The organism is Methylobacterium sp. P5_C11 (assembly GCF_054049775.1).
The window spans coordinates 1-20,176 of sequence record NZ_JBFULS010000078.1 but is presented as its reverse complement, the minus strand read 5'-3'; the positions used below and the strand labels follow the sequence as shown (position 1 = coordinate 20,176).

The following is a 20,176-nucleotide window of genomic DNA, read 5'->3' as shown; positions in this document are numbered from 1 at the left end:
CCCCCTCCGTCGGCGCCATGTAGCCGCCCACCGCCTTCAGCAGCGTCGACTTCCCGCAGCCCGACGGCCCGAGCAGCACGAACCGGTCCCCGGGCCAGACCCGGAAGCTCACCCGGTAGGTGGCCGTGACGAGGTGGTCGGGCGTCTTGTAGCGGAGCGTGACGCCGTCCACCTCCAGAAGAGGCTGACCCGTGTCCATCCATCCTCCCTCGCGCCGCGGCTTCGGCCGCGTGTCGCTGACGGCCGGAGATGGTCCGGCCCTCACGGGAAAGTGTATCGACGAGCGGAAGAGGCTGTAAAGGTCGAGATTTCGTATGCGATAGGATCTTCGTCCCGATCGTCAGGCCCGACCGGTCAGGCCGGGTGCCACCACCGGCCCTTCAGCACCACGCCCTCGGCGGTGATCCGCTGGGCGCCGGTCATGTGCTCGCCCCGCGTATCGACGTAGTCGAAGGCACCGTCCCGCACCGCCAGCACGATGGCATCGCCCAGCGCCCCGACCTTCAGGCTCCCGTACTCCATGCGCTTCAACGCCACGGCGGCGTTCACCGTGGAGGCGGCGATGACCTCGGTGAGGCTCATGCCGAGGCAGAGCATCTTCGACATCGTGGTGACCTGGTCGAAGGCGGGTCCCTCGATGCAGAGCTGGTGCACGTCCGACGAGATCGTGTCCGGCAGGAAGCCCCCCGCCAGCATGGCCCGCGCGGTCCTGAAGGCGAACGAGCCCTTGCCGTGGCCGATGTCGAACAGCACGCCCCGCGCCCGCGCCTCGCGGAGCGCCGGCTTCACGGCGCCCTGCGCGGTCACCGGGGAATTGGGGAACGGCCGGAACGCGTGGGTCAGGACGTCGCCGGGGCGCAGCATGGCGAGGACCTGCTCGTAGCTCGGCGGCGGCTCGTCGATATGGGCCATCAGCGGCAGGCCGGTTTCCTCCGCCACCTGAAGGGCGATGTCGAGGGGCGCGGTGCCCTGATCGCCCGAGGCGTGGCGCCCGACCCGGACCTTGATGCCGACGATCACGTCCCGGTTGGCCTCGGCGACCTCGACTGCCTCCCGGGGGGCCATGAGCCGCGGATCCTCGCTCTCGCCGACCATGATGGTCTTCGAGAAGCCGAAGATTCCGGCGAACGAGACGTGCAGGTAGGCGAGGATCCGCGCTTCCGAGCGCTCGATCACGTGGCTGCGGAAGCCGGCAAAATTCCCGGGGCCGGCGCTGCCGGTGTCGACCGAGGTGGTCACGCCCGAGGTCCGGCAGAATTCGTCGGCGTCGATGCCGAGCGAGGTGCCGCCCCAGTAGACGTGGGTGTGCAGGTCGATCAGGCCGGGCGTGACGATGGCGCCGGCCATGTCCCGCACCTGCGTGGCGGGGCCGGCCGGCAGGTCGCGGCCGAAACCCGAGACGCGGCCGTCCGCGAAGGCGACGTCGCAGATCCCGTCGTGGTTCTGCGACGGGTCGATGACCCGTGCGCCCTTCAGGATGAGGTCGTGCTGCACGCTCGTCTCCGGATATCTATCGCGAAAAGCGCAACCGTCATCGCGAGCGCAGCGAAGCGACCCAGGGATGCGCCACGCTCGGGAATCGCGCGCTGCCCTGGGTTGCTTCGCGCCGCTCGCAAAGACGGCACCGTCAGGCCGCCTGGGCCGGCGCGGCCGCGTCGTTGAGGTGGCAGGCGGCGAAATGGCCGGCGCCCACGGCGTCGAGCCCGGGCACCTCGGTCCGGCAGCGGTCGAAGGCGTGCGGGCAGCGGGTGTGGAAGCGGCAGCCGGAGGGCGGGTTGATCGGGCTCGGCACGTCGCCCTTGAGCACGATCCGGGTGCGCCCGGCCCCGGGCTCGGGAATCGGCACCGCCGAGAGGAGGGCGTGGGTGTAGGGGTGCTTGGGCGCCAGGAAGAGGTCGCGCCGCGGCCCGATCTCGACGATCTTGCCGAGATACATCACCGCCACCCGATGGGTCATGTGCTCGACGATGGCGAGGTCGTGGGAGATGAACAGCATCGCGAGGTCGAGTTCGCGCTGGAGATCCCGCAGCAGGTTGACGATCTGCGCCTTCACCGAGACGTCGAGCGCCGAGACCGCCTCGTCGCAGATGATCAGGTCCGGCTCGGCGGCGAGCGCCCGGGCGATGCCGATGCGCTGGCGCTGGCCCCCCGAGAACTCGTGCGGGAAGCGCCCCAGCGCCTCCTGCGGCAGGCCGACCCGCTCCATCAGCGAGACGAGCTTCGCCTCGAGGTCGGCACCGCTCCGGGCGAGCCCGAAATTGCGGATCGGCTCGGCCAGGATCCCCCGCACCCGCATCCGCGGGTTGAGGGACGAGAACGGGTCCTGGAACACCATCTGGATGTGGCGCCGCAGGGGCCGGAGCGCGCCCGCGGAGAGATCGTCGATGCGTTTCCCGTCGAGCACCACCTGACCGGCGGTGGGCGCGTAGAGGCGCATCAGCGCCTTGGCGACCGTGGACTTGCCGCAGCCGGATTCGCCGACGAGCGACAGGGTCTCGCCCCGGGCCACGGTGAAGGACAGGCCGTCCACCGCCTTGAGCACGCGCTTGGATCGGCCGAACAGGCCGCCGCCGAGGGAGAAGTGCTTCTTGAGGTCGTTGACCTCCAGCAGGGTGCGGCCGGCCGGGTTCATGGGCGGATCTCCCGGTCGCACGCTGCCGTGTGCGAGGCATGATGGTCAGGCATCGGCCGATGAAGGGCGCAACAAGCCCCCTCTCCCGACGGATCTCGGGCCTGCTCAAGATCCGCACCGAGGAGCCCAAGTCGGGCAAGCCCGACTTGGGTGGAGAGGGGACCCGCGCTCCGCCCGGACCGGCTGAAGATGGGCGACCGCTCGCCTGTCGGTTTCAAGACCATCATGCCGCCAGCGCATCCTTCGGCGCGTAGTGGCAGGCGGCGAGATGGCCTGGCGCCTTCGGCTCCAGGGCCGGCGCGTAGGCGCGGCACAGGTCGGTGACGTCCGGGCAGCGCCCGGCGAAGACGCAGCCCTCGATCCGGGTCTTGAGGCTCGGGACCATGCCGGGGATCTCGGCGAGCCGCGCGTCGGCCCCGTGCTCGACGGCGCCGAGCTTCGGCACCGCCCCCATCAGGCCGCGGGTATAGGGATGGCGCGGCGCCCGGAACAGGTCGCGGACCGGCGCCTCCTCGACCTTGCGGCCGGCATACATCACCACCACCCGGTCGGCGACCTCGGCCACCACGCCGAGATCGTGGGTGATCAGCATGATCGCGGCGCCGACCCGGGCCTTCAGGTCGCGCATCAGGTCGAGGATCTGAGCCTGGATGGTTACGTCGAGGGCCGTGGTCGGCTCGTCGGCGATCAGGAGCTTCGGCGAGCAGGCGAGGGCGATGGCGATCATCACCCGCTGGCGCATGCCGCCGGAGAGCTGGTGGGGGTATTCCCGCACCCGGCGCCGGGGCTCGGGGATGCCGACGAGGGTCAGCATCTCCACGGCCCGCTCCTCGGCTTCCCGGCGGCCGAGACCCTGATGCAGGCGCAGGGTCTCGCCGATCTGACGGCCCACGGTCAGCACCGGGTTCAGGCTGGTCATCGGCTCCTGGAAGATCACGCTGATGTCGTTGCCGCGGATCTTGCGCATGGCGCTGTTCGGCAGGTCGAGGAGGTTCTTGCCCTCGAATCGGATGGCCCCGGCGATGCGGGCCGGCGGCTCGGGCAGGAGCCGCAGGATCGACATCGAGGTCACCGACTTGCCGCAGCCGGATTCGCCGACGATCGCCAGGGTCTCGCCGGACTGGATCGCGAACGAGACCCCGTCCACCGCCCGGTTCACCCCGTCGGGGGTGCGGAAATGGACCTGCAGGTTCTCGATCGACAGGAGAGGTGCGCCGCTCACGCCGCTGCTCATCACACGTCCTTCGCCATGCGGGGATCGAGGGCGTCGCGCAGGCCGTCGCCGACGAGGTTCACGGCGAGCACCGTCATCGAGAGGAAGATGGCCGGGAACAGGATGATGTAGAACTTCACCTGCCAGAGCGCCCGGCCCTCGGCCATGATGTTGCCCCAGGAGGGTGTCGAGGGCGGCACGCCCGCGCCGATGAACGACAGGATCGCCTCGGTGATCATCGCGGAGGCGCAGATATAGGTCGCCTGCACGGTCATGGGCGCCAGGGTGTTGGGCAGGATGTGGCGCCAGATGATCGCCGGCATCCGCGTGCCCGTGGTCACCGCCGCCTCCACGTAGGGCTGCTCGCGCAGGGACAGGACCACGCCGCGCACGAGGCGGGCGACGCGCGGGATCTCCGCGATGGTGATCGCGATGATCACGTTCTGGACCGAGCCGCGGGTGAGCGCCATCAGCGCGATGGCGAGCAGGATCGGCGGGATCGACATCATGCCGTCGACGACCCGCATGACGATCCCGTCGAGCCAGCGCACCATGCCGGAGACGAGGCCGACCGCGAGGCCGGCGATCGAGGCCAGGAACGCCACCGAGAAGCCGACGAGCAGCGAGACCCGGGCGCCGTAGACCACCCGCGAGTAGACGTCGCGGCCGAGCATGTCGGTGCCGAACCAGTACTGCGCGGACGGAACCCGGGTCCGCTTGGCCGGCGCCAGGGCGGTCGGATCGACGGTGCCGAGGTACGGCGCCAGGGCCGCCATCAGGAACACGACGAGGAGCAGGACGCCGCCGACCACGATGGTCGGGTTGCGGCGCATGTAGGTCCAGACCGGCCCCCGGCGCCGGCGTACCGGGATGACGTCCGGCAGCGGCGCAGCGACGGCGAGGCCCGGCGGCGGCGGGGCCTTGGGGGCGGTCCCTTCGGGCGGGAGGCCGGTGGGGCGGCCGCTGTCGGGGAAGGGCGCGACGGTCGCGGTCAATAGCGGATCCTCGGGTCGAGCACGGTATAGAAGAGGTCGATGGCGAGGTTCACCAGCACGTAGACGAAGCTGAACAGCAGCACGACGCCCTGGATCACGGGATAGTCGCGCCGCAGGATCGCATCGACGGTGAGGCGCCCGAGGCCGGGGATCGCGAAGACCGTCTCGGTCACCACCGCGCCGCCGATCAGCAGGGCGATGCCGATGCCGATCACGGTGACGATCGGCACCGCGGCGTTCTTGAGGGCGTGGACGAACAGGACCGGCCCCTGCGACAGGCCCTTGGCCCGGGCGGTGCGGACGTAGTCCTGCTGCAGCACGTCGAGCATGGTCGCCCGGGTCACCCGGGCGATCAGCGCGATGTAGACGAGGCCGAGCGTCACCGCCGGCAGGATCAGGTTGGACAGCCAGGGCCACAGCCCCTGCTCGATCGGCGTGTAGCCCTGCACGGGCAGCCAGCCGAGTTCGAGGGCGAAGACGTAGGCCAGGATGTAGCCGACCACGAAGACCGGCACCGAGAAGCCCATCACGGCGAGCCCCATGACGAGGCGGTCGATCAGGCTGCCGGCCTTCCAGGCGGCGACGACGCCGAGCGGCACCGCCACCACGATGGCGAAGACCAGGGTGACGAGCATCAGCGAGACGGTCGGCTGCACCCGCTGGCCGATCATGGTGGTGACCGGCAGGTTGGTGAAGATCGAGGTCCCGAGGTCCCCGTGCAGGATCTGCCAGGACCATTCCCCGAACCGCACCACGAAGGGCCGGTCGAGCCCGAGCGAGGCGCGGATGCGGGCGACGTCGTCGGGCGTCGCCTGGTCGCCCGCGATGATCGCGGCCGGGTCGCCGGGGGCGAAGTAGAGGAGGCTGAAGACGAACAGCCCGACCACCGCCATGACCGGGATGGTGGCGAGGATGCGCCTGCCGATGTAGCCGAGCATGGGTCCTCGCTAGCGTGCCGGCTTGCAGAGCCCCGAACCGTCACCGGCTGCGGCGCGGGTTCCCTCTCCCGTTCGGGAGAGGGACAGGGTGAGGGTCGAGAACGTTCCGGAAGGGTCGCATCCCTCACCCCAACCCTCTCCCGAACGGGAGAGGGCGCGCGTCGCGCTTTCAGAGCGGGCCAGATCGGGCTCAGTCACGCCTTCGACACGCCCCAGGTGAACGGGATCGGCCCCTTCACGATGCCCGAGACGTTCTTGCGCCACGCCTGGTAGCCGAGGAAGAACCCGGTGGGCACGTAGACCACGCCCTCGCAGGCGGCGGCGTTGACCTTGTCGATGGCGGCCTTCTCGGAGGCCGGGTCGGCGGCGTCGAACCACTCGGCGATGGCGGTCTCCACCGGCGGGATGTCCGGCCAGCCGAACCACGCCTTGTCGCCGTTGGCCCGCACCGCCGGGTAGCCCGCCGGATTGATGGTGTCGGCGCCCGCATGCCAGGTGTGGAACATGTTCCAGCCGCCCTGCGACGGCGGCGCCTTGGAGGTTCGGCGGGTGCCGGTGGTGCCCCAGTCGGTGGCGACGAAATCGACGTTGAAGCCCATCTGCTTCAGCAGGTCGGCGGTGATGTCGCCCTGCGCCTTGGTGATCGGCTGGTCCTGCGCCACGATGCAGGTGACGGGCTCGCCCTTGTAGCCGGCTTCCTTGAGCAGCTTCTGGCCGAGCTTGATGTCGCCCTTGCCGACATTGCCCCCGCCCGCCTCGCTGTAGAGCGCCGTGCCCGGGGTGAAGAAGCCCGGCAGCTTCTTCCAGAGACTGTCGTCGTCGCCGACGATCGCCCGCATGTAATCCTCCTGGCTCATCGCGGCCATGACCGCCTGGCGGATCTTCGGGTTGTCGAAGGGCGGGTGCAGGTGGTTCATCCGGAACGCGCCGATGTTGCCCAGCGGGTCGGCGATGTCGACCTTGAGGTTGCCGTTCTTGCGCAGGAGCGGGACGAGGTCGGAGATCGGATTCTCCCACCAGTCGACCTCGCCGTTCTGCAACGCCGCCGAGGCGGTGGCAGCATCCGGCATGATCACCCATTCGACCCGGTCGACCAGCATGCGCTTGCCGCCCGCCAGCCAGGAATTCGGCTCGTCGCGGGGCTTGTAGTCGGCAAAGGTCTCGAACACCGCCCGGGCGCCCGGCACCCACTCGTTGCGGACGAACTTCATCGGACCCGAGCCGACATACTCGGTGATCTGCGTGAACGGGTCGGTCTTGGCGATCCGCTCCGGCATCATCAGCGCCATCGGGGCGTTGGTCTTGCCCAACGCGTAGAGCAGCTTCGGGAACGGCTTCTTGAGGCGCCACCGGAAGGTCCGGTCGTCGGTCGCCGCGAGGTCGTCCTGGACGCCGCGGATCATGATGCCGATCGGGTCGCGGGCCATCCAGCGGGTGAGGCTCGCCACGATGTCCTTGGCCTGCACCGGCTCGCCGTCATGCCACTTCAGGCCGGGCCGCAGCCGGAAGGTCCAGGTCAGCTTGTCGCCCGAGACCTCCTCGGACTCGACCATCTGGCGCTGCGGCTTCAACTGGTCGTCGACGCCGTACAGCATGTCCCAGACGAGGGTGCCGGCGTTGCGCACCACGTACTGGGTGCCCCAGATCGGATCGAAATTGGCGAGGTTCGCCTGGGGCACGAAGCGCAGCACCTTGGTGCCCTGGGCGATCGCCGGCATCGCGATCTGCGGTGCGGCCAGCCCGAGTGCAGCCGAGCCCTTGAGGAAGGTCCTGCGGTCCATCGTGATCTCCCTGGCGGTGCGGGTCTCAGGCCCGAAGCGCCGGCCCACACCTTGCGGGCGAGTTTGAACGGTTCTTAAGCAGCGATGCAATGGCCCGGCGTGACAACGCGGCACGGGCCGGCGCCCGCGCGGCCGCCAGCGGCGGGGCGGCGTCGGCGAGGCGACGGGCGGTGTTGACGCGGATCGGGTTCACGGGCCGCGTCACGCAAGCTCCGCGCCAGCTCGGCCGTCACTGCGTTTTGTATTCAGGAGCAGGGGGACTGCACCGCGCCTGCGAGCGGCGGGCTCCACGAAGGACGGGCGTTTGCGGCCTGCGCGCGGCGAGCCCGGCATCTGCCGGCCCCTGCCCGGCACTTGCGAGAGGCGCGGGTGCCCTCTCTTCAGGGACAGGGACGGGGTGAGGGCTTTGCGACCTCCGAGGAGGACGCGACCTGAACGCGCGTCGCGGGCGCGCCTGATCCTGACGCGTCGCGTTCCTGTCCCGCCCCTCTCCGGCCGAGAGCGGCCGTCGTGCCCGTCGCAGGACGGCATCCGGATATCCCGGACGGGGCCGCTTCAGCCGACCTGCCGCCTCAGCCGACCTGCCGCAGATGCCCGCCCCGCGCGCCGGGCACGGCCTGCATGGCGCGGATGAAGGCCGCGATCCGGGGCGCGATCACCGCCCGGTAGCGGGAGCCGTTGAACACGCCGTAATGGCCGACGCCGGCCTGGAGATGGTAGGCCTTGCGCGCATCGGGCAGGTTCGGCGTCAGGTCGAGGGCGGCCTTGGTCTGGCCGACGCCGGAGATGTCGTCGTTCTCGCCCTCGACCGCGAGGATCGCGCAGCGGCGGATCGCCCCGAGATCCACCGGCATGCCCCGGTGGTGCATCCGGCCCTGCGGCAGGGCGTGGTCGACGAACACGGTCTGCACGGTCTGGAGGTAGTACTCGGCGGTGAGATCCATCACCGCAAGGTACTCGTCGTAGAAGTCCCGGTGCTTCTCGGCCGAGTCGCCGTCGCCCGTCACGAGGTGGTCGAACATGTCCGAATGGGCGGTGACGTGGCGGTCGAGGTTCATCGCCATGAAGCCCGACAGCTGCAGGAAGCCGGGATAGACCCGGCGCCACGCCCCCGGGTAGATCGGCGGCACGAGGCTGATCGTGTTCTGCTCGAACCACGCCTGGCCCCGCTCCTGGGCGAGGCAGTTCACCGCCGTGGGCGAGCGGCGGGTGTCGATCGGGCCGCCCATCAGGGTCATCGAGGTCGGCACCGCCGGCTCGTCGGCCGCCTCCATCAGCGCCACCGCGGCGAAGACCGGGACCGCCGGCTGGCACACGGCCATGACGTGCAGGTCCGGCCCCAGGACGGCGAAGATCTCCTGCAGGTAGTCGATGTAGTCTTCGAGATCGAACCGGCCCGCGAAGAGCGGCACCATCCGGGCATCGGTCCAGTCGGTGATGAACACCCGGTGGTTCGGCAGCATCGCCTCGACGGTGCCGCGCAGGAGCGTCGCGTAGTGCCCCGACATGGGCGCGACGATCAGCAGCTTCGGCTGCGGCTCCGCGGTCGGCGTCGGGAAGGAACGGTCGAAGGCGACCACGCGGCAGAACGGCCGCTCCCAGACGACCCGCTCGGTGACGGGGACGGGGGTGCCGTCCACGACCGTCTCGGTGAAGCCGAAGGCGGGCTTGCCGTACTGGCGGGTGACGCGCTCGAACATCTCGCAACCGGCGCTCACCGCGCGGGCATAGGGGCCGTAGGCCAGGGGATTGCCCGGCATCTGCAGCCCGTACCGGGTGAGGTCGGCGGCAACGCGGGCGGGCGCCATCAGGGCGCGGGCACCCTCGTACATCGAGTAGGCCAGCAGCATCGTCACCTCGCGGTCTCGGTCCGGCCGCCGGCCTCGAGCCATGCGGCCCATGACCCTCTGCAAACCGAATCGGTAGGATAATGCTCCACCCTGAACGCCGGTGGAACATCCCGAAGCCGCGGCGACTTGCCTGTGACCACGTTGGCCAGCGACGCTTCGTCCCGGCCGGCTTGCCGGGATCCCCGCCTCCGCGTCATGCGAGGGCGATCCGCGAGAAGCCGGGCCGGCGGAACCGTCTGGCGACGCACCGAAACGACGCATGCCCGACACCGATCTCAGCGGCCTCGGCCGCGACGCCCGCCACCTGCGGCTCGACACCTTCGTCCGCCTGCGCTGGCTCGCCATCACCGGCCAGAGCGCCGCCGTGGTCGGCGCACAGTTCGGCCTCGGCCTGCCCCTTCCCTTCGGCTGGTGCTTCCTGGTGATCGCCACCTCGTCCTGGCTGAACCTCGCCCTGCGGATCCGCTTCCCGGCGAGCTACCGGCTGAGCGACGATTCCGCGGCCCTGCTGCTCGCCTTCGACATCGTGCAGCTCGCCGCCCTCCTGTTCCTCACGGGCGGGCTCCAGAACCCGTTCTCGCTGCTGTTCCTCGCCCCCGTGCTGATCTCCGCCACCGCCCTGCCCCCCGAGCGGACGCTGGCGCTGGGCCTCCTGGCGGTGGGGCTCGCGACCCTCCTCGCCCTGGTGCACCGGCCCCTGCCCTGGTTCGCCGACGGCCGGATCGAGCTGCCGTTCCTGTACGTCTCCGGCGTCTGGACCGCGATCCTGCTCGGCACCGCCTTCACGGGGGTCTACGCGTGGCGGGTGGCCGAGGAGACCCGGCTCCTCGCCCAGGCGCTCGCCGCCACCGAACTGGTGCTCGCCCGCGAGCAGCACCTGTCGCAGCTCGACGGGCTGGCCGCCGCGGCTGCCCACGAATTGGGCACGCCGCTGGGCACGATCATGGTGGTGACCAAGGAGCTGGTCCGCCAGCTCGGGCCGACGGCCTCCCCGGCGGTGGCCGAGGATCTCAACCTGCTGCGCGAGCAGGTCGACCGCTGCCGCGGCATCCTCGGCAAGCTCACCTCCCTCGACGGGGACGGCGTCGGCTTCCTGGAGACGGTCACGTTCAGCCACCTCGTGGAAGAGCTGGTGGCGCCCCAGCGGGCGCTGGGCGCCGCGCTGGACATCTCCAGCTCCGGCGAGGGGCCGGAACCCGCCTGGCGCCGCAATCCCGGCGTGATGTTCGGGCTCGCCAACATCCTCGACAACGCCGTGGACTTCGCCGAGGCCCGGGTCTCCGTGGAGGGACGCTGGACCCCGGAGCGGGTCTGGATCGAGATCCGCGACGACGGGCCGGGCTTCTCCAGCGAGGTGCTGCTGCGGGCGGGCGAACCCTACGTCACGACCCGCGGCCACGACCGGCCGCAATCCGGCGAGACCGTGGGCGCCGGCCTCGGCCTCGGCCTGTTCATCGCCAAGACCCTGATCGAGCGCTCGGGCGCGCAGCTCGCCCTGATGAACGTCGCGGCCCCCGAGGCCCACGGGGCGATCGTGCGCGTCTCCTGGGCGCGCCACATCTTCGAGCGCGGCGCTGCGCCGCGACATTCTCCAGAACTCAGTATCCGCGCCCCCCTGCCACCGGGCGATGCCGTACCTATATGACGCACAGAGCAAGAACCCGACGACGAAACCCCGAAAGGAGTGCCGGATGCTCACGCAGCCCGGGACCGCGACGGTAACAGACCCCGCCGTGCTCAACGATGCCGATCCGCTGGCCGCCTTCTCCGACCGCAGCCTCCTGATCGTCGACGACGACAAGCCCTTCCAGACCCGTCTCGCCCGCGCCATGGAGAGCCGCGGCTACCACGTGCAGGTGGCCGACAGCGTCGCCGACGGCGTCTCGGCCGTCGAGGCCCGCGCGCCCGCCTTCGCGGTGATCGACATGCGCCTCGGCGACGGCAACGGCCTCGACGTCATCGCCCGCCTCAAGGAGCGCCGTCCCGAGGCCCGGGGGGTGATCCTGACCGGCTACGGCAACATCGCCACCGCCGTGACCGCGGTGAAGCTCGGAGCCTTCGACTACCTCGCCAAGCCCGCCGATGCCGACGAGATCCACGGCACGCTGATGGCCCAGCCCGGCGAGCGGGCCGACCCGCCGGAGAACCCGATGTCGGCGGACCGGGTCCGCTGGGAGCACATCCAGCGGGTCTACGAGCTGTGCAGCCGCAACGTCAGCGAGACCGCCCGGCGCCTCAACATGCACCGGCGGACCCTGCAGCGGATCCTGGCGAAGCGCGCGCCGCGCTGATCCGGTCACCGGCCGGGTCGGTTGCATCGCCCGGCCGGTCCGGGCTAGTTGCGCGGGCCTCGGGCTGTCCGGCCCGGGGCTCGATCTTTTTTCGAGGGCGGATCTCGTGAACGGGCGCAACGCCATCACCATCCTCAGCATGATGGTCCTCGTGGGCACCGAGGTGTTCGCTGTCGCCATCGCGGCCGGTTGGGCCTTGGCGGGCCTGCTCGATCTCGGCGAGCGGGTGGGACACGTCCTGATGGGGGTCTTCAGCCTGTTCGCGGCCTGGATCATGCTCCAGCTCTGGCGCCGGGCGACCAGCATCGAACCGCTGCGCAGCCCCGCGCCCGCCGCCCGTCGCTGAACGGGCGCCTCACCACGGGGAGGTCCGCCACGGTGCATCGGACGGCCGAACGGTCGCGATGCGTTCGACAGTTCGGCGACCTTCCTGCTAGAAGCGGCCCGCGGCGGTCCGTGTGACGATGTTGCAGGTCACGCCTCCGTCCCGGACATGTGCGAGACCGGAAGATCCATGAAAGCCCGTATCATCGTCACCCTGAAGACCGGTGTGCTGGACCCGCAGGGCAAGGCGATCGAGGCCGCGCTCAGGTCCCTCGGCATCGAGGGCGTCGACGGCGTCCGGCAGGGCAAGGTCTTCGACATCGAGGTGTCGGCGGTCGACGGCGCCGCCGCCGAGGCGACCCTGCGCGCGGCCTGCGAGAAGCTGCTGGCCAACACCGTCGTCGAGAACTACGCGATCGAGATCCTCTGATGCGCGCCGCGGTCGTCGTCTTCCCGGGTTCCAACCGCGAGTCGGACGTCGTCCGGGCGCTGCGGCAGTCCGGCGCGCAGGTGAGCTTGGTCTGGCACGCGGACCACGACCTGCCGGCCGGGACCGACCTCGCCGTCCTGCCCGGCGGCTTCTCGTACGGCGACTATCTGCGTTGCGGCGCCATCGCCGGGCGGGCCGCCGCCATGGACGCGGTGCGCGCCCACGCGGCGCGCGGCGGGCTCGTACTTGGCATCTGCAACGGCTTCCAGATCCTGTGCGAATCCGGCCTGCTGCCCGGCGTGCTGATGCGCAACGTCAACCGGCGCTTCATCTGCCACCGGCAGACGCTGCGGGTCGAGCGCACCGACACCCGCTTCACGAGCGCATACACCCAGGGTCAGGTCATCGACGTCTGCGTCGCCCACGGGGAAGGCAATTATTTCGCCGACCCCGACACCCTGGCGCGGATCGAGGGCGAGGGCCGGGTGGCCTTCCGGTACTGCGACGCGGCTGGCGCCGTCACCGTCGAGGCCAACCGCAACGGCTCGCTGAACGCCATCGCGGGCGTCCTCTCGGAAACCGGCACCGTGCTCGGGATGATGCCGCATCCGGAGAATTTCGTCGAAGATCTGGTCGGCGGGACCGACGGGCGCGGCCTGTTCGACAGTCTGGCCGCATAAGCTTGTCGCGCGAAGACCAGTATTAACTGTGTGTTAAGGTTTCCAAGGCATAAAGAGTCATCCAGTGATCTGGATTTCGAGTTGGACGGACCCGTCCGCTCTGTTTTGATGCCTCCCTGATGACTTCTCGAGCCGCTCCATCCGGGGCGGCTTTTTTCTGTGCCGAGACCGGGGACGGTGGCGGCGCGCGGCAGCGTCATAGGCCCCTGATGCGCTCCCTGATTCCGTCAACGAGGGGCCGGAGACGTGGGGCTAGTGCGGGATCCGCGTGTTGCGGCGCCGTCTGTCCCCGCGGGATCTGCGATCGCCGAACGCAGATCCCGCGACACTTGCCCGCGAGACTTGCTCGCTAGATTTGCCAACGAGACTTGTGGTCACCCGCGCAGGCCGGGATCGCCCCGAGGTGAGCCATCGGCCCGACGACGCCTGACCATCCGCAGCCCGCAGGCGATTATCGCAGCCGGGGGGAAGAGACACGCAGGCCCGGCCCCGTGGTCCGCTCGGCGCGGGACCGGCCGACGGCGGGCGTTCCGTCCCGCCGTCGCGCCGTCAGTACAGGCCGCCGGCCTGCGCGGCCCGGTCGGGATCGGGCGGGACCGCCGCGGGTGCGGCCGCCTGGCCGCCGCCTCCGCCAGAAGACGGCGCCGAGTAGGAATCCGGCGGCGCGGTGCCGGGCTTGAACGCCTCCAGGATCGTCCCGGCACCCTCGCCGGAGCCCGCCCGGGTGCCGCTGGCGAGGTTGACACGGATCAGCTTGATCCCCGGGGGCACGCGGAACGGCGTCGGCGGCTTGTCCTTGAGGGCCGTCTTGAGGAACTCGAGGGCGATCGGCGCCGCCAGGCCGCCGCCGGTGGCGCGATCACCCAGCGAGCGCGGCTTGTCGAAGCCGAGATAGATGCCGACCGCCAGATCCGGCGAGAAGCCCACGAACCACGCGTCCTTGGCGTCGTTCGTCGTGCCGGTCTTGCCGGCGAGCGGCTTGCCGATCTGCTTCAGGATCGTGGCCGTGCCGCGCTGGACCACGCCCTCCATGATCGAGACCATCTGGTAGGCTGTGAGCGGATCGAGCACCTGCTCGGAATCGTCCACCAGCTTCGGCTCGTCCTGGCCGGACCACTTCTCGGCGTCGCAGCCGATGCACTTGCGGTTGTCGTGCCGGTAGATCGTCTCGCCGGTGCGGTCCTGGATCCGGTCGATCAGCGTCGGGCGGATGCGCCGGCCGCCATTGGCCAGCATCGAGTAGGCGGTGACCATGCGCATCACCGTGGTCTCGCCGGCGCCGAGCGACATCGGCAGCACCGGCAGCATGTCGTCGTAGACACCGAAGCGGCGGGCGTACTCGGCGATGAGCGGCATGCCGACATCCTTGGCGAGCCGCACGGTCATCAGGTTCTTCGAGTGCTCGATGCCGTAGCGCAGGGTGTGCGGGCCGCCGGACTTGCCGTCGTAGTTCGAAGGCGTCCAGGCTTCCTGGCCGGGGCCGGCCTCGATGGTGATCGGCGAATCCTGCACGATCGAGGCGGGCGTGTAGCCGTTGTCGAGCGCCGCCGAGTAGACGATCGGCTTGAACGAGGAGCCGGGCTGACGCATCGCCTGGGTGGCGCGGTTGAACTCGGATTCGTCGTACGAGAAGCCGCCGACCATGGCGTGGACGCGGCCCGTGTTCGGATCCATCGCCACGATGGCGCCGGAGACCTCGGGCTTCTGCCGCAGCCGGTACTGGCCGCGGCCGCCATCCATCGCCTCGACATAGACCATGTCGCCGGCCTGGAGGTTCGCGCGGCCGGCCCAGCGCATGCCCTCGGGGGTGATTACGCCGGTCTCGCGGTCCTTGCCCACCTGGCCGGACGCCTCGCGCTTGGGCTGGAGGCCGATCTGTACGCCGCCGCCGCCGTTGCCCAGCACCACGGCGAGCCGCCAGGGCGCCACGTCCCCGAGGGCCGGAACCTCGGCCGCCGCCATGCCCCAGTCGCGCCCGGTCAGGTCGACCTTGGTGACCGGACCGCGCCAGCCATGGGCCTGATCGTAGCGCACGAGGCCGTCGACCAGCGCCTTGCGCGCCCAGCCCTGCATCTTCGGGTCGAGGGTGGCGCGCACCGAGAGGCCGCCCTCGTAGAGCTTCTTCTCGCCGTAGCGCTCGGAGATCTCGCGGCGGACCTCCTCGGTGAAGTAGTTGGCGTTGGCGGCATTCGGGAAGGCGACCCGCGGGTTGACCCCGAGCGGCATCTTCTTGGCGGATTCCGCCTCCTCCTTGGTGATGTAGCCGTTCTCCGCCATCAGGCGGATGATCTCGTTGCGGCGGTCCAGCGCCGCCTGGGTCTTGCGGTAGGGGTGGTAGTTGTTCGGCCCCTTCGGCAGGGCGGCGAGGTAGGCCGCCTCGTTGATGGTCAGCTCGTGGACCGACTTGCCGAAATAGTCGAGCGCCGCGGCCGCCACGCCGTGCAGGTTGCGACCCGGGACGATGGTGCCGAGAAAGATCTCGTTGAGGTACAGCTCCAGGATCTTGTCCTTGGAGTAGGCCGCCTCGATCCGCAGGGCGAGCAGCGCCTCCTTGATCTTGCGGTCGTAGGTCTGCTCCGCCGAGAGCAGGAAGTTCTTGGCGACCTGCTGGGTGATGGTCGAGGCGCCCTGGCGCTTGCCCGACTTGGCGTTGGTCAGGAAGGCGCGCACGATCCCCTCGGGATCGATGCCGCCGTGCTTGTAGAAGTTCTTGTCCTCGGCCGACAGGAACGCGGCCACCACGATCTTCGGCATCGCCTGGATCGGCAGATAGAGCCGGCGCTCGCGGGCATACTCGGCGAGCATCGAGCCGTCGGCCGCGTGGACGCGGGTCATCACCGGCGGCTCGTAATTCGAGAGCGCGGCGTGGTCGGGCAGGTCCTGGCTGTACTTCCAGTAGAAGTAGCCGCCCACCACCGCGCCGACCACGAACAGCACCGCGCCGGCGCTGAACAGGATCCCGAAGAAACGAAGGATCAGACGCATCCGGTGTTCCGCTCGTCGCTGGCCCGGCCGAATGCCGGAATCGGCTCATCCGGCGCGTGCGTCCGCTCTCTGTGCGGTCGGCCCCCGGATGCTCCCGTCAGGCCCCTTCGGAATGCCGGTTCGACGGCGGTGCGACGGGGCGTTCGGACGTCCCGTATCGACACTCTATCTATGGTGAAACTGCGGCGGCGGCCGAGCGGCGCGGCAGCGTCGGCCGGCTCAAGGTGGCCCGGTTGGTGAAGAACAGGTCGATCGCCTTGGCCATGGAGCCGGTGACGCCCGCCCGCCACTCCGGCGATTGCAGCATCTCCAGGTCGCGCTTGCTGGAGAGATAGCCGAGTTCCACCAGCACGCTCGGCACGTCGGGGGAGCGCAGCACCACGAAGCGCGCCTCGCGATGGGGCTTGGCGCTCATCTCCATCACGGGGCCGAGTTGACCCATCAGGGTCCGGGCGAAGCCCGACGAGAAGCCGCGGGTCTCCCGCAGGGTCAGCTCCTGGAGGATGTCGGCGATGTCCGGCGGCGCCTCGGCGGCGTCGACGCCCGCGGCGGCGTCGGCCCGGTTCTCGCGCTCGGCGAGCTTGGCGGATTCGGCGTCCGTGGCCCGCTCGGAATTGGTGTAGATCGTGGCGCCGCGCACCTGGGGGGCCGCCGAGATCGAATCGGCGTGGATCGACACGAACAGGTCGGCCTTGGCCTCGCGGGCGAGGCGCACCCGCTCGGCAAGCGGCACGAACACGTCCCGGTCGCGGGTCATCCGGACCCGGTAGCGGCCGCCCGCCTCAAGCTTCCCGACCAGCGTTTGCGCGAAGCCGAACACGATGTCCTTCTCGAACACGCCGACCACCGCGATGGCGCCGGGATCGGTGCCGCCATGCCCGGCATCGACCATGATCAGCGGACGCTGGTCGGTGCCCTCGGGCGGCGCGCTGCGGGCCTGGGCGGGGGCGGGATCGGCCGCCGCCGCGGCCTTGCGGAACCCGTCCCGGTCGGCGCGCTGGAGGGGGATCGTCAGAAGGACCGCGCCGTCGCGGGGCCGCGTCACCGACTCGATCCGGCCGACCGTGGCGGGCGCGGTGAGGTCGATCACGATGCGCGAGCGGCCGGGGGCGAACAGGCCGTAGCGGAAGGATTGGACGAGACCGTCGCGGCGGCTGCCGGTGCCTGAATCGAGCTGGAAGTTGACCTCGGGCAGGTCGATCACCGCCCGGTCCGGCCGCTCCATCACGAAGCCGCGGGCCTCGACCGCGCGGGACAGGATCAGGGTCAGGCGCGTGGTGCCGGCCTGGCTCGCGAGGTCGGCCCCGATCGCGACGGCGGGCTTCTCGCCGTTCTGCGCGACAACCGGCGTCCCCGCCAGGGCCGGCAGAAGCGCCACGGCGAGGCGAAGCCATGCGGTACGGATCAGGCGCGCGCAGTTCGGCATCGGTCCGGTGTCGTTTCCCGTGCCCTCCGTTAAGGCATGGGACCGACTTGGTTAACGGGCGGTTGCCGTCGCCGGTTCGATCCGGCCGCCGTTGTTGCCGGGATGCGACAAGCCCGGACCGGATCTGCGGCGCGGCCGCCTCAGCGGAACGCGACGCTGCGGCTCGCCTGGCCGATCACCGTGACCCAGCAGGTCAGGGAGGCGTCGGCGGCGCGCTGGGCCTCGCCGACCTGCAGGCGGATCAGATCGGCCGGCGAGCGCGCCCCCGAGAGCGCCCGCAGGTGCGCGAAGGCCGCCTCGCCCTCGCCGCGCACGTAGCGGGCGATGGTCGAGCCGATCGCGACGACGTCGATGCGCCCGGGGGCGAAGGCGCCGTTGTTCAGGACGGCGGCGCTGGCGGCCACCGGCACGGGAGCCGGGACGAGGTCGGTCCCGGGGGCGTCCTCAGCCGCCGGTGCTGCGGCGGCCTCGATCAATTCCGGGGCGGGTTCGGGCTGCAGCGCGTCCAGGTCCGTGTCTACGTCCGGCACCGACGCGGGCTCATCAGCCGCGACCGTGACGGGCGCAGCCGGAAGTGGCGATTCGGCGATCTGAGTCTCGTCCGGGGCCGGTGTGTCCGCATCCTGCGGCGGCTTGGGCGCCCAGGTGGAACGGCTCCCTCTCGGTCGACGCGGCTTTCCCATCGCGCGGTCTCCTCCTGTCGGCTTCAGCCCATCCTGGCGGAGCGGCGGCCGGAAGGTCGTGCGCGGCCGGCCCATCCGCGCCGTCGGCGTCGGACCCGTGACGCCCGGGCGTCGGATCTTGGGAACTTGGTATCTTGGGATCCGGCCGGCGCCGAGCGGCGGGCCGGATCCCGGAACGGGTCCCCGATCACGGATCGGGGACGATTCGGCCGGCCTTAGCGGGCGGCGTTCTGGGCGAGGGCGCCGTAATCCTTGGCCTGGGCCTGGAGCGCGGCGAACTGGCTGCGGACGAACTCGGACTGCAGCTCGAACGCCTCGCGGAGGTCCTTCGTGCGCACCAGCTTCTGGGCGAAGTCGAAGGTCGCGTTGGCATTGGCCTGGGCGTGGTCGAAACCCTTCGCGACCGCGGCGCTGAGCGTCGACTGGAAGGTCTGGCCGGAGGTCTGCGCTTGCTCGGCGACCTTCACGGCGTTCGCCATCATGGTGCCGACGGCGGTCCGGGCCTGATCGACGCTCTTCTCGGCGAAGTCGCGCATCTCGGTCGGGATCTCGAAATTCGGGGTCTGCATCGATGTCTCCAGCATCAACCTTGGAGCGGGACGCCGGATGCGTCCGCGTTGACGCGCCTCTATATGTTGCACTGCAACAAGAAGTCAAGTGCAGGTTCCGGGACCGCGCCCGGCGGAGCCAGGGTCGATAAAGTGCCGATCCGATGGTCTCGCAAGTCCTCGGATCGCCGTCCGGCCGCGATGGCAGCTCGCGATCGAGCGATGCCCTTCATTCAATCGGCCAAGATTGCTCAATCCGGCGGAGCATCGCTTTGCAAAAAACTATCTCCCTGTCCAGAGAGATACGAACGGATCGTGAATGCTTTCGGCACCACCAGGATTCGAGCCGGCTCAGGACCGGTGCAGTCCGAGCCGTGATTCGGGATGCTGCATCGCACCAGCAGTGGATCCGGCCAGGCCAGCATAGAGCGCGCGGAGCGCGGCCGTGTGGGCCTCCAGGCCCAGGGGCGTCGCATGGGACAGCCGGCGGGCCTCAGCCCCGAGCGCCCCAGTGAGGGCGTCGTCCCGCAGGGCCGTGAAGGCCGCGGCCAGCGGCCCGATCTCCGGGGGGACCACGAAGCCGCTTCGGCCGGGCCGGACCTTCTCGGCGGCCCCGGAGCGGTCGGAGGCCACCACGGGGATCCCGGCCGCCAGAGCCTCGTAGACCGTCAGCGGCCCGGTCTCGTACCAGCGCGACGGGGCGGCCAGCGCCCGGGCGCGGGCGCGCAGCGTATCCCAGACCGCCTCGGGCCTCTGCCAGCCGACCACCTCCACCCCGTCCCGGGCGCGCAGCTCCGCCTCCAGGGGGCCGGCGCCGATGAACAGGGCGGGGAGCCCGGCGGCCCGGGCGGCGTCGGCCACGAGGTCGGCGCCCTTCTCCCGGGTCAGGCGCCCCACGTAGGCGATCGCGTCGCCGCGGGCCGGCTCTGCGGCCGGTCCCGCCGGAAGCCGGATCGGGTTGTCGACCCGGTGGTGCGTGACCCTGTAGCCGCCGAGCAGGTCTCCCAGCCGTCGCCGGCTGGCATCGCACACATGGACGACGTGGAGCGGGCGCTGCCGGATCACCTGCCGCAGCGCCGCAGCGCGGGCGACGCGCACGAGCTTGTGCACCCGGCTGCGCGGGTCGCAGGGCGCCGCGATGCAGGCGGCCGACAGGGGGGTGAGCCCGCAGGGCTCGGCCCGGTCGAACCGGTAATAGACGCCGTTCGGGCAGGCCAGGGCGTAGTCGTGCAGGGTGACGACCAGGGGCGCCCCGGTCGCCGATAAGACCGGGAAGACCGCGGGCGACAGGGTCCGGGTCCATTGATGCAAGTGGATGCAGTCCGGCGGCGCGGCGAGGGCGGCGAGCGCCCCGGCGAGCCTGCGGGCGGCGGCGGCGTGCCAGACCGGCGTGCCAGACC

Annotated in this window: 18 protein-coding genes; 5 read left to right on the top strand and 13 right to left on the bottom strand. The window is 70.6% G+C overall.

The genetic code is table 11. From position 1 onward, the window contains the following. The 8 genes from ACXJKQ_RS25935 to ACXJKQ_RS25900 form a co-directional block, all read right to left on the bottom strand. The coding region (locus ACXJKQ_RS25935; protein ID WP_457108555.1) for an ATP-binding cassette domain-containing protein at positions 1–199 on the bottom strand (199 nt) is incomplete at its 3' end. A 155-nt stretch (positions 200–354) separates the two neighbouring features. Next, positions 355–1,494, bottom strand: a complete 1,140-nt coding sequence (locus ACXJKQ_RS25930) for an amidohydrolase/deacetylase family metallohydrolase (protein ID WP_457108554.1) — start codon at positions 1,492–1,494, stop codon at positions 355–357. A gap of 133 nt (positions 1,495–1,627) precedes the next feature. Then, positions 1,628–2,632 (bottom strand): ABC transporter ATP-binding protein, encoded by a 1,005-nt coding sequence (locus ACXJKQ_RS25925; protein ID WP_457108553.1) that lies wholly within the window; start codon positions 2,630–2,632, stop codon positions 1,628–1,630. Between the two features lie 223 nt (positions 2,633–2,855). Then, complete coding sequence (locus tag ACXJKQ_RS25920) at positions 2,856–3,866, bottom strand: ABC transporter ATP-binding protein (protein WP_457108552.1); 1,011 nt, start codon at positions 3,864–3,866, stop codon at positions 2,856–2,858. Then, positions 3,866–4,840 (bottom strand): ABC transporter permease, encoded by a 975-nt coding sequence (locus tag ACXJKQ_RS25915; RefSeq protein WP_457108551.1) that lies wholly within the window; start codon positions 4,838–4,840, stop codon positions 3,866–3,868. Before ACXJKQ_RS25915 ends, ACXJKQ_RS25920 begins: the two co-directional genes overlap by 1 nt. Beyond that, on the bottom strand, positions 4,837–5,778 hold the full coding sequence (locus tag ACXJKQ_RS25910) for an ABC transporter permease (protein ID WP_457108550.1): 942 nt from the start codon (positions 5,776–5,778) through the stop codon (positions 4,837–4,839). The genes ACXJKQ_RS25915 and ACXJKQ_RS25910 overlap by 4 nt, the downstream gene beginning before the upstream one ends. A gap of 194 nt (positions 5,779–5,972) precedes the next feature. Then, the gene (locus tag ACXJKQ_RS25905) at positions 5,973–7,559 is read right to left on the bottom strand and encodes an ABC transporter substrate-binding protein (protein WP_457108549.1); all 1,587 of its coding nucleotides are present in this window, start codon (positions 7,557–7,559) and stop codon (positions 5,973–5,975) included. A 572-nt stretch (positions 7,560–8,131) separates the two neighbouring features. Further along, positions 8,132–9,409 carry a polyhydroxyalkanoate depolymerase gene (locus tag ACXJKQ_RS25900; protein ID WP_457108556.1) on the bottom strand — a complete coding sequence of 426 codons (1,278 nt, stop codon included), beginning with the start codon at positions 9,407–9,409 and terminating at the stop codon, positions 8,132–8,134. Positions 9,410–9,668: 259 nt separating this feature from the next. Here ACXJKQ_RS25900 and ACXJKQ_RS25895 point away from each other — a divergent pair, with 259 nt between their 5' ends. From ACXJKQ_RS25895 to purQ, 5 genes are all read left to right on the top strand, one after another. Next, the gene (locus ACXJKQ_RS25895) at positions 9,669–11,054 is read left to right on the top strand and encodes an ActS/PrrB/RegB family redox-sensitive histidine kinase (protein WP_457108548.1); all 1,386 of its coding nucleotides are present in this window, start codon (positions 9,669–9,671) and stop codon (positions 11,052–11,054) included. Between the two features lie 46 nt (positions 11,055–11,100). Next, positions 11,101–11,700: an ActR/PrrA/RegA family redox response regulator transcription factor gene (locus ACXJKQ_RS25890; protein ID WP_457108547.1), complete on the top strand. Its 600-nt coding sequence runs from the start codon at positions 11,101–11,103 to the stop codon at positions 11,698–11,700. A gap of 106 nt (positions 11,701–11,806) precedes the next feature. Then, positions 11,807–12,046 carry a hypothetical protein gene (locus ACXJKQ_RS25885; RefSeq protein WP_457108546.1) on the top strand — a complete coding sequence of 80 codons (240 nt, stop codon included), beginning with the start codon at positions 11,807–11,809 and terminating at the stop codon, positions 12,044–12,046. Between the two features lie 168 nt (positions 12,047–12,214). Next, a complete protein-coding gene (gene purS, locus ACXJKQ_RS25880) occupies positions 12,215–12,454 on the top strand; it encodes a phosphoribosylformylglycinamidine synthase subunit PurS (RefSeq protein WP_457108545.1) in 240 nt (79 codons plus the stop codon). After that, entirely contained in the window at positions 12,454–13,134 is a 681-nt protein-coding gene (purQ, locus tag ACXJKQ_RS25875) for a phosphoribosylformylglycinamidine synthase subunit PurQ (RefSeq protein WP_457108544.1), read from the top strand. The genes purS and purQ overlap by 1 nt, the downstream gene beginning before the upstream one ends. Positions 13,135–13,683: 549 nt before the next feature. Here the strand turns inward: purQ and ACXJKQ_RS25870 are convergent. From ACXJKQ_RS25870 to ACXJKQ_RS25850, 5 genes are all read right to left on the bottom strand, one after another. Continuing rightward, a complete protein-coding gene (locus tag ACXJKQ_RS25870) occupies positions 13,684–16,119 on the bottom strand; it encodes a penicillin-binding protein 1A (protein WP_457108543.1) in 2,436 nt (811 codons plus the stop codon). A gap of 169 nt (positions 16,120–16,288) precedes the next feature. Further along, the gene (locus ACXJKQ_RS25865; protein ID WP_457108542.1) at positions 16,289–17,545 is read right to left on the bottom strand and encodes an N-acetylmuramoyl-L-alanine amidase; all 1,257 of its coding nucleotides are present in this window, start codon (positions 17,543–17,545) and stop codon (positions 16,289–16,291) included. Positions 17,546–17,685: 140 nt separating this feature from the next. Further along, entirely contained in the window at positions 17,686–18,075 is a 390-nt protein-coding gene (locus tag ACXJKQ_RS25860; protein ID WP_457108541.1) for a hypothetical protein, read from the bottom strand. A 368-nt stretch (positions 18,076–18,443) separates the two neighbouring features. After that, complete coding sequence (locus ACXJKQ_RS25855; protein WP_457108540.1) at positions 18,444–18,797, bottom strand: phasin; 354 nt, start codon at positions 18,795–18,797, stop codon at positions 18,444–18,446. Between the two features lie 330 nt (positions 18,798–19,127). Next, positions 19,128–20,176 (bottom strand): glycosyltransferase (locus ACXJKQ_RS25850; protein WP_457108539.1); only part of this gene is annotated, 1,049 nt, incomplete at its 5' end.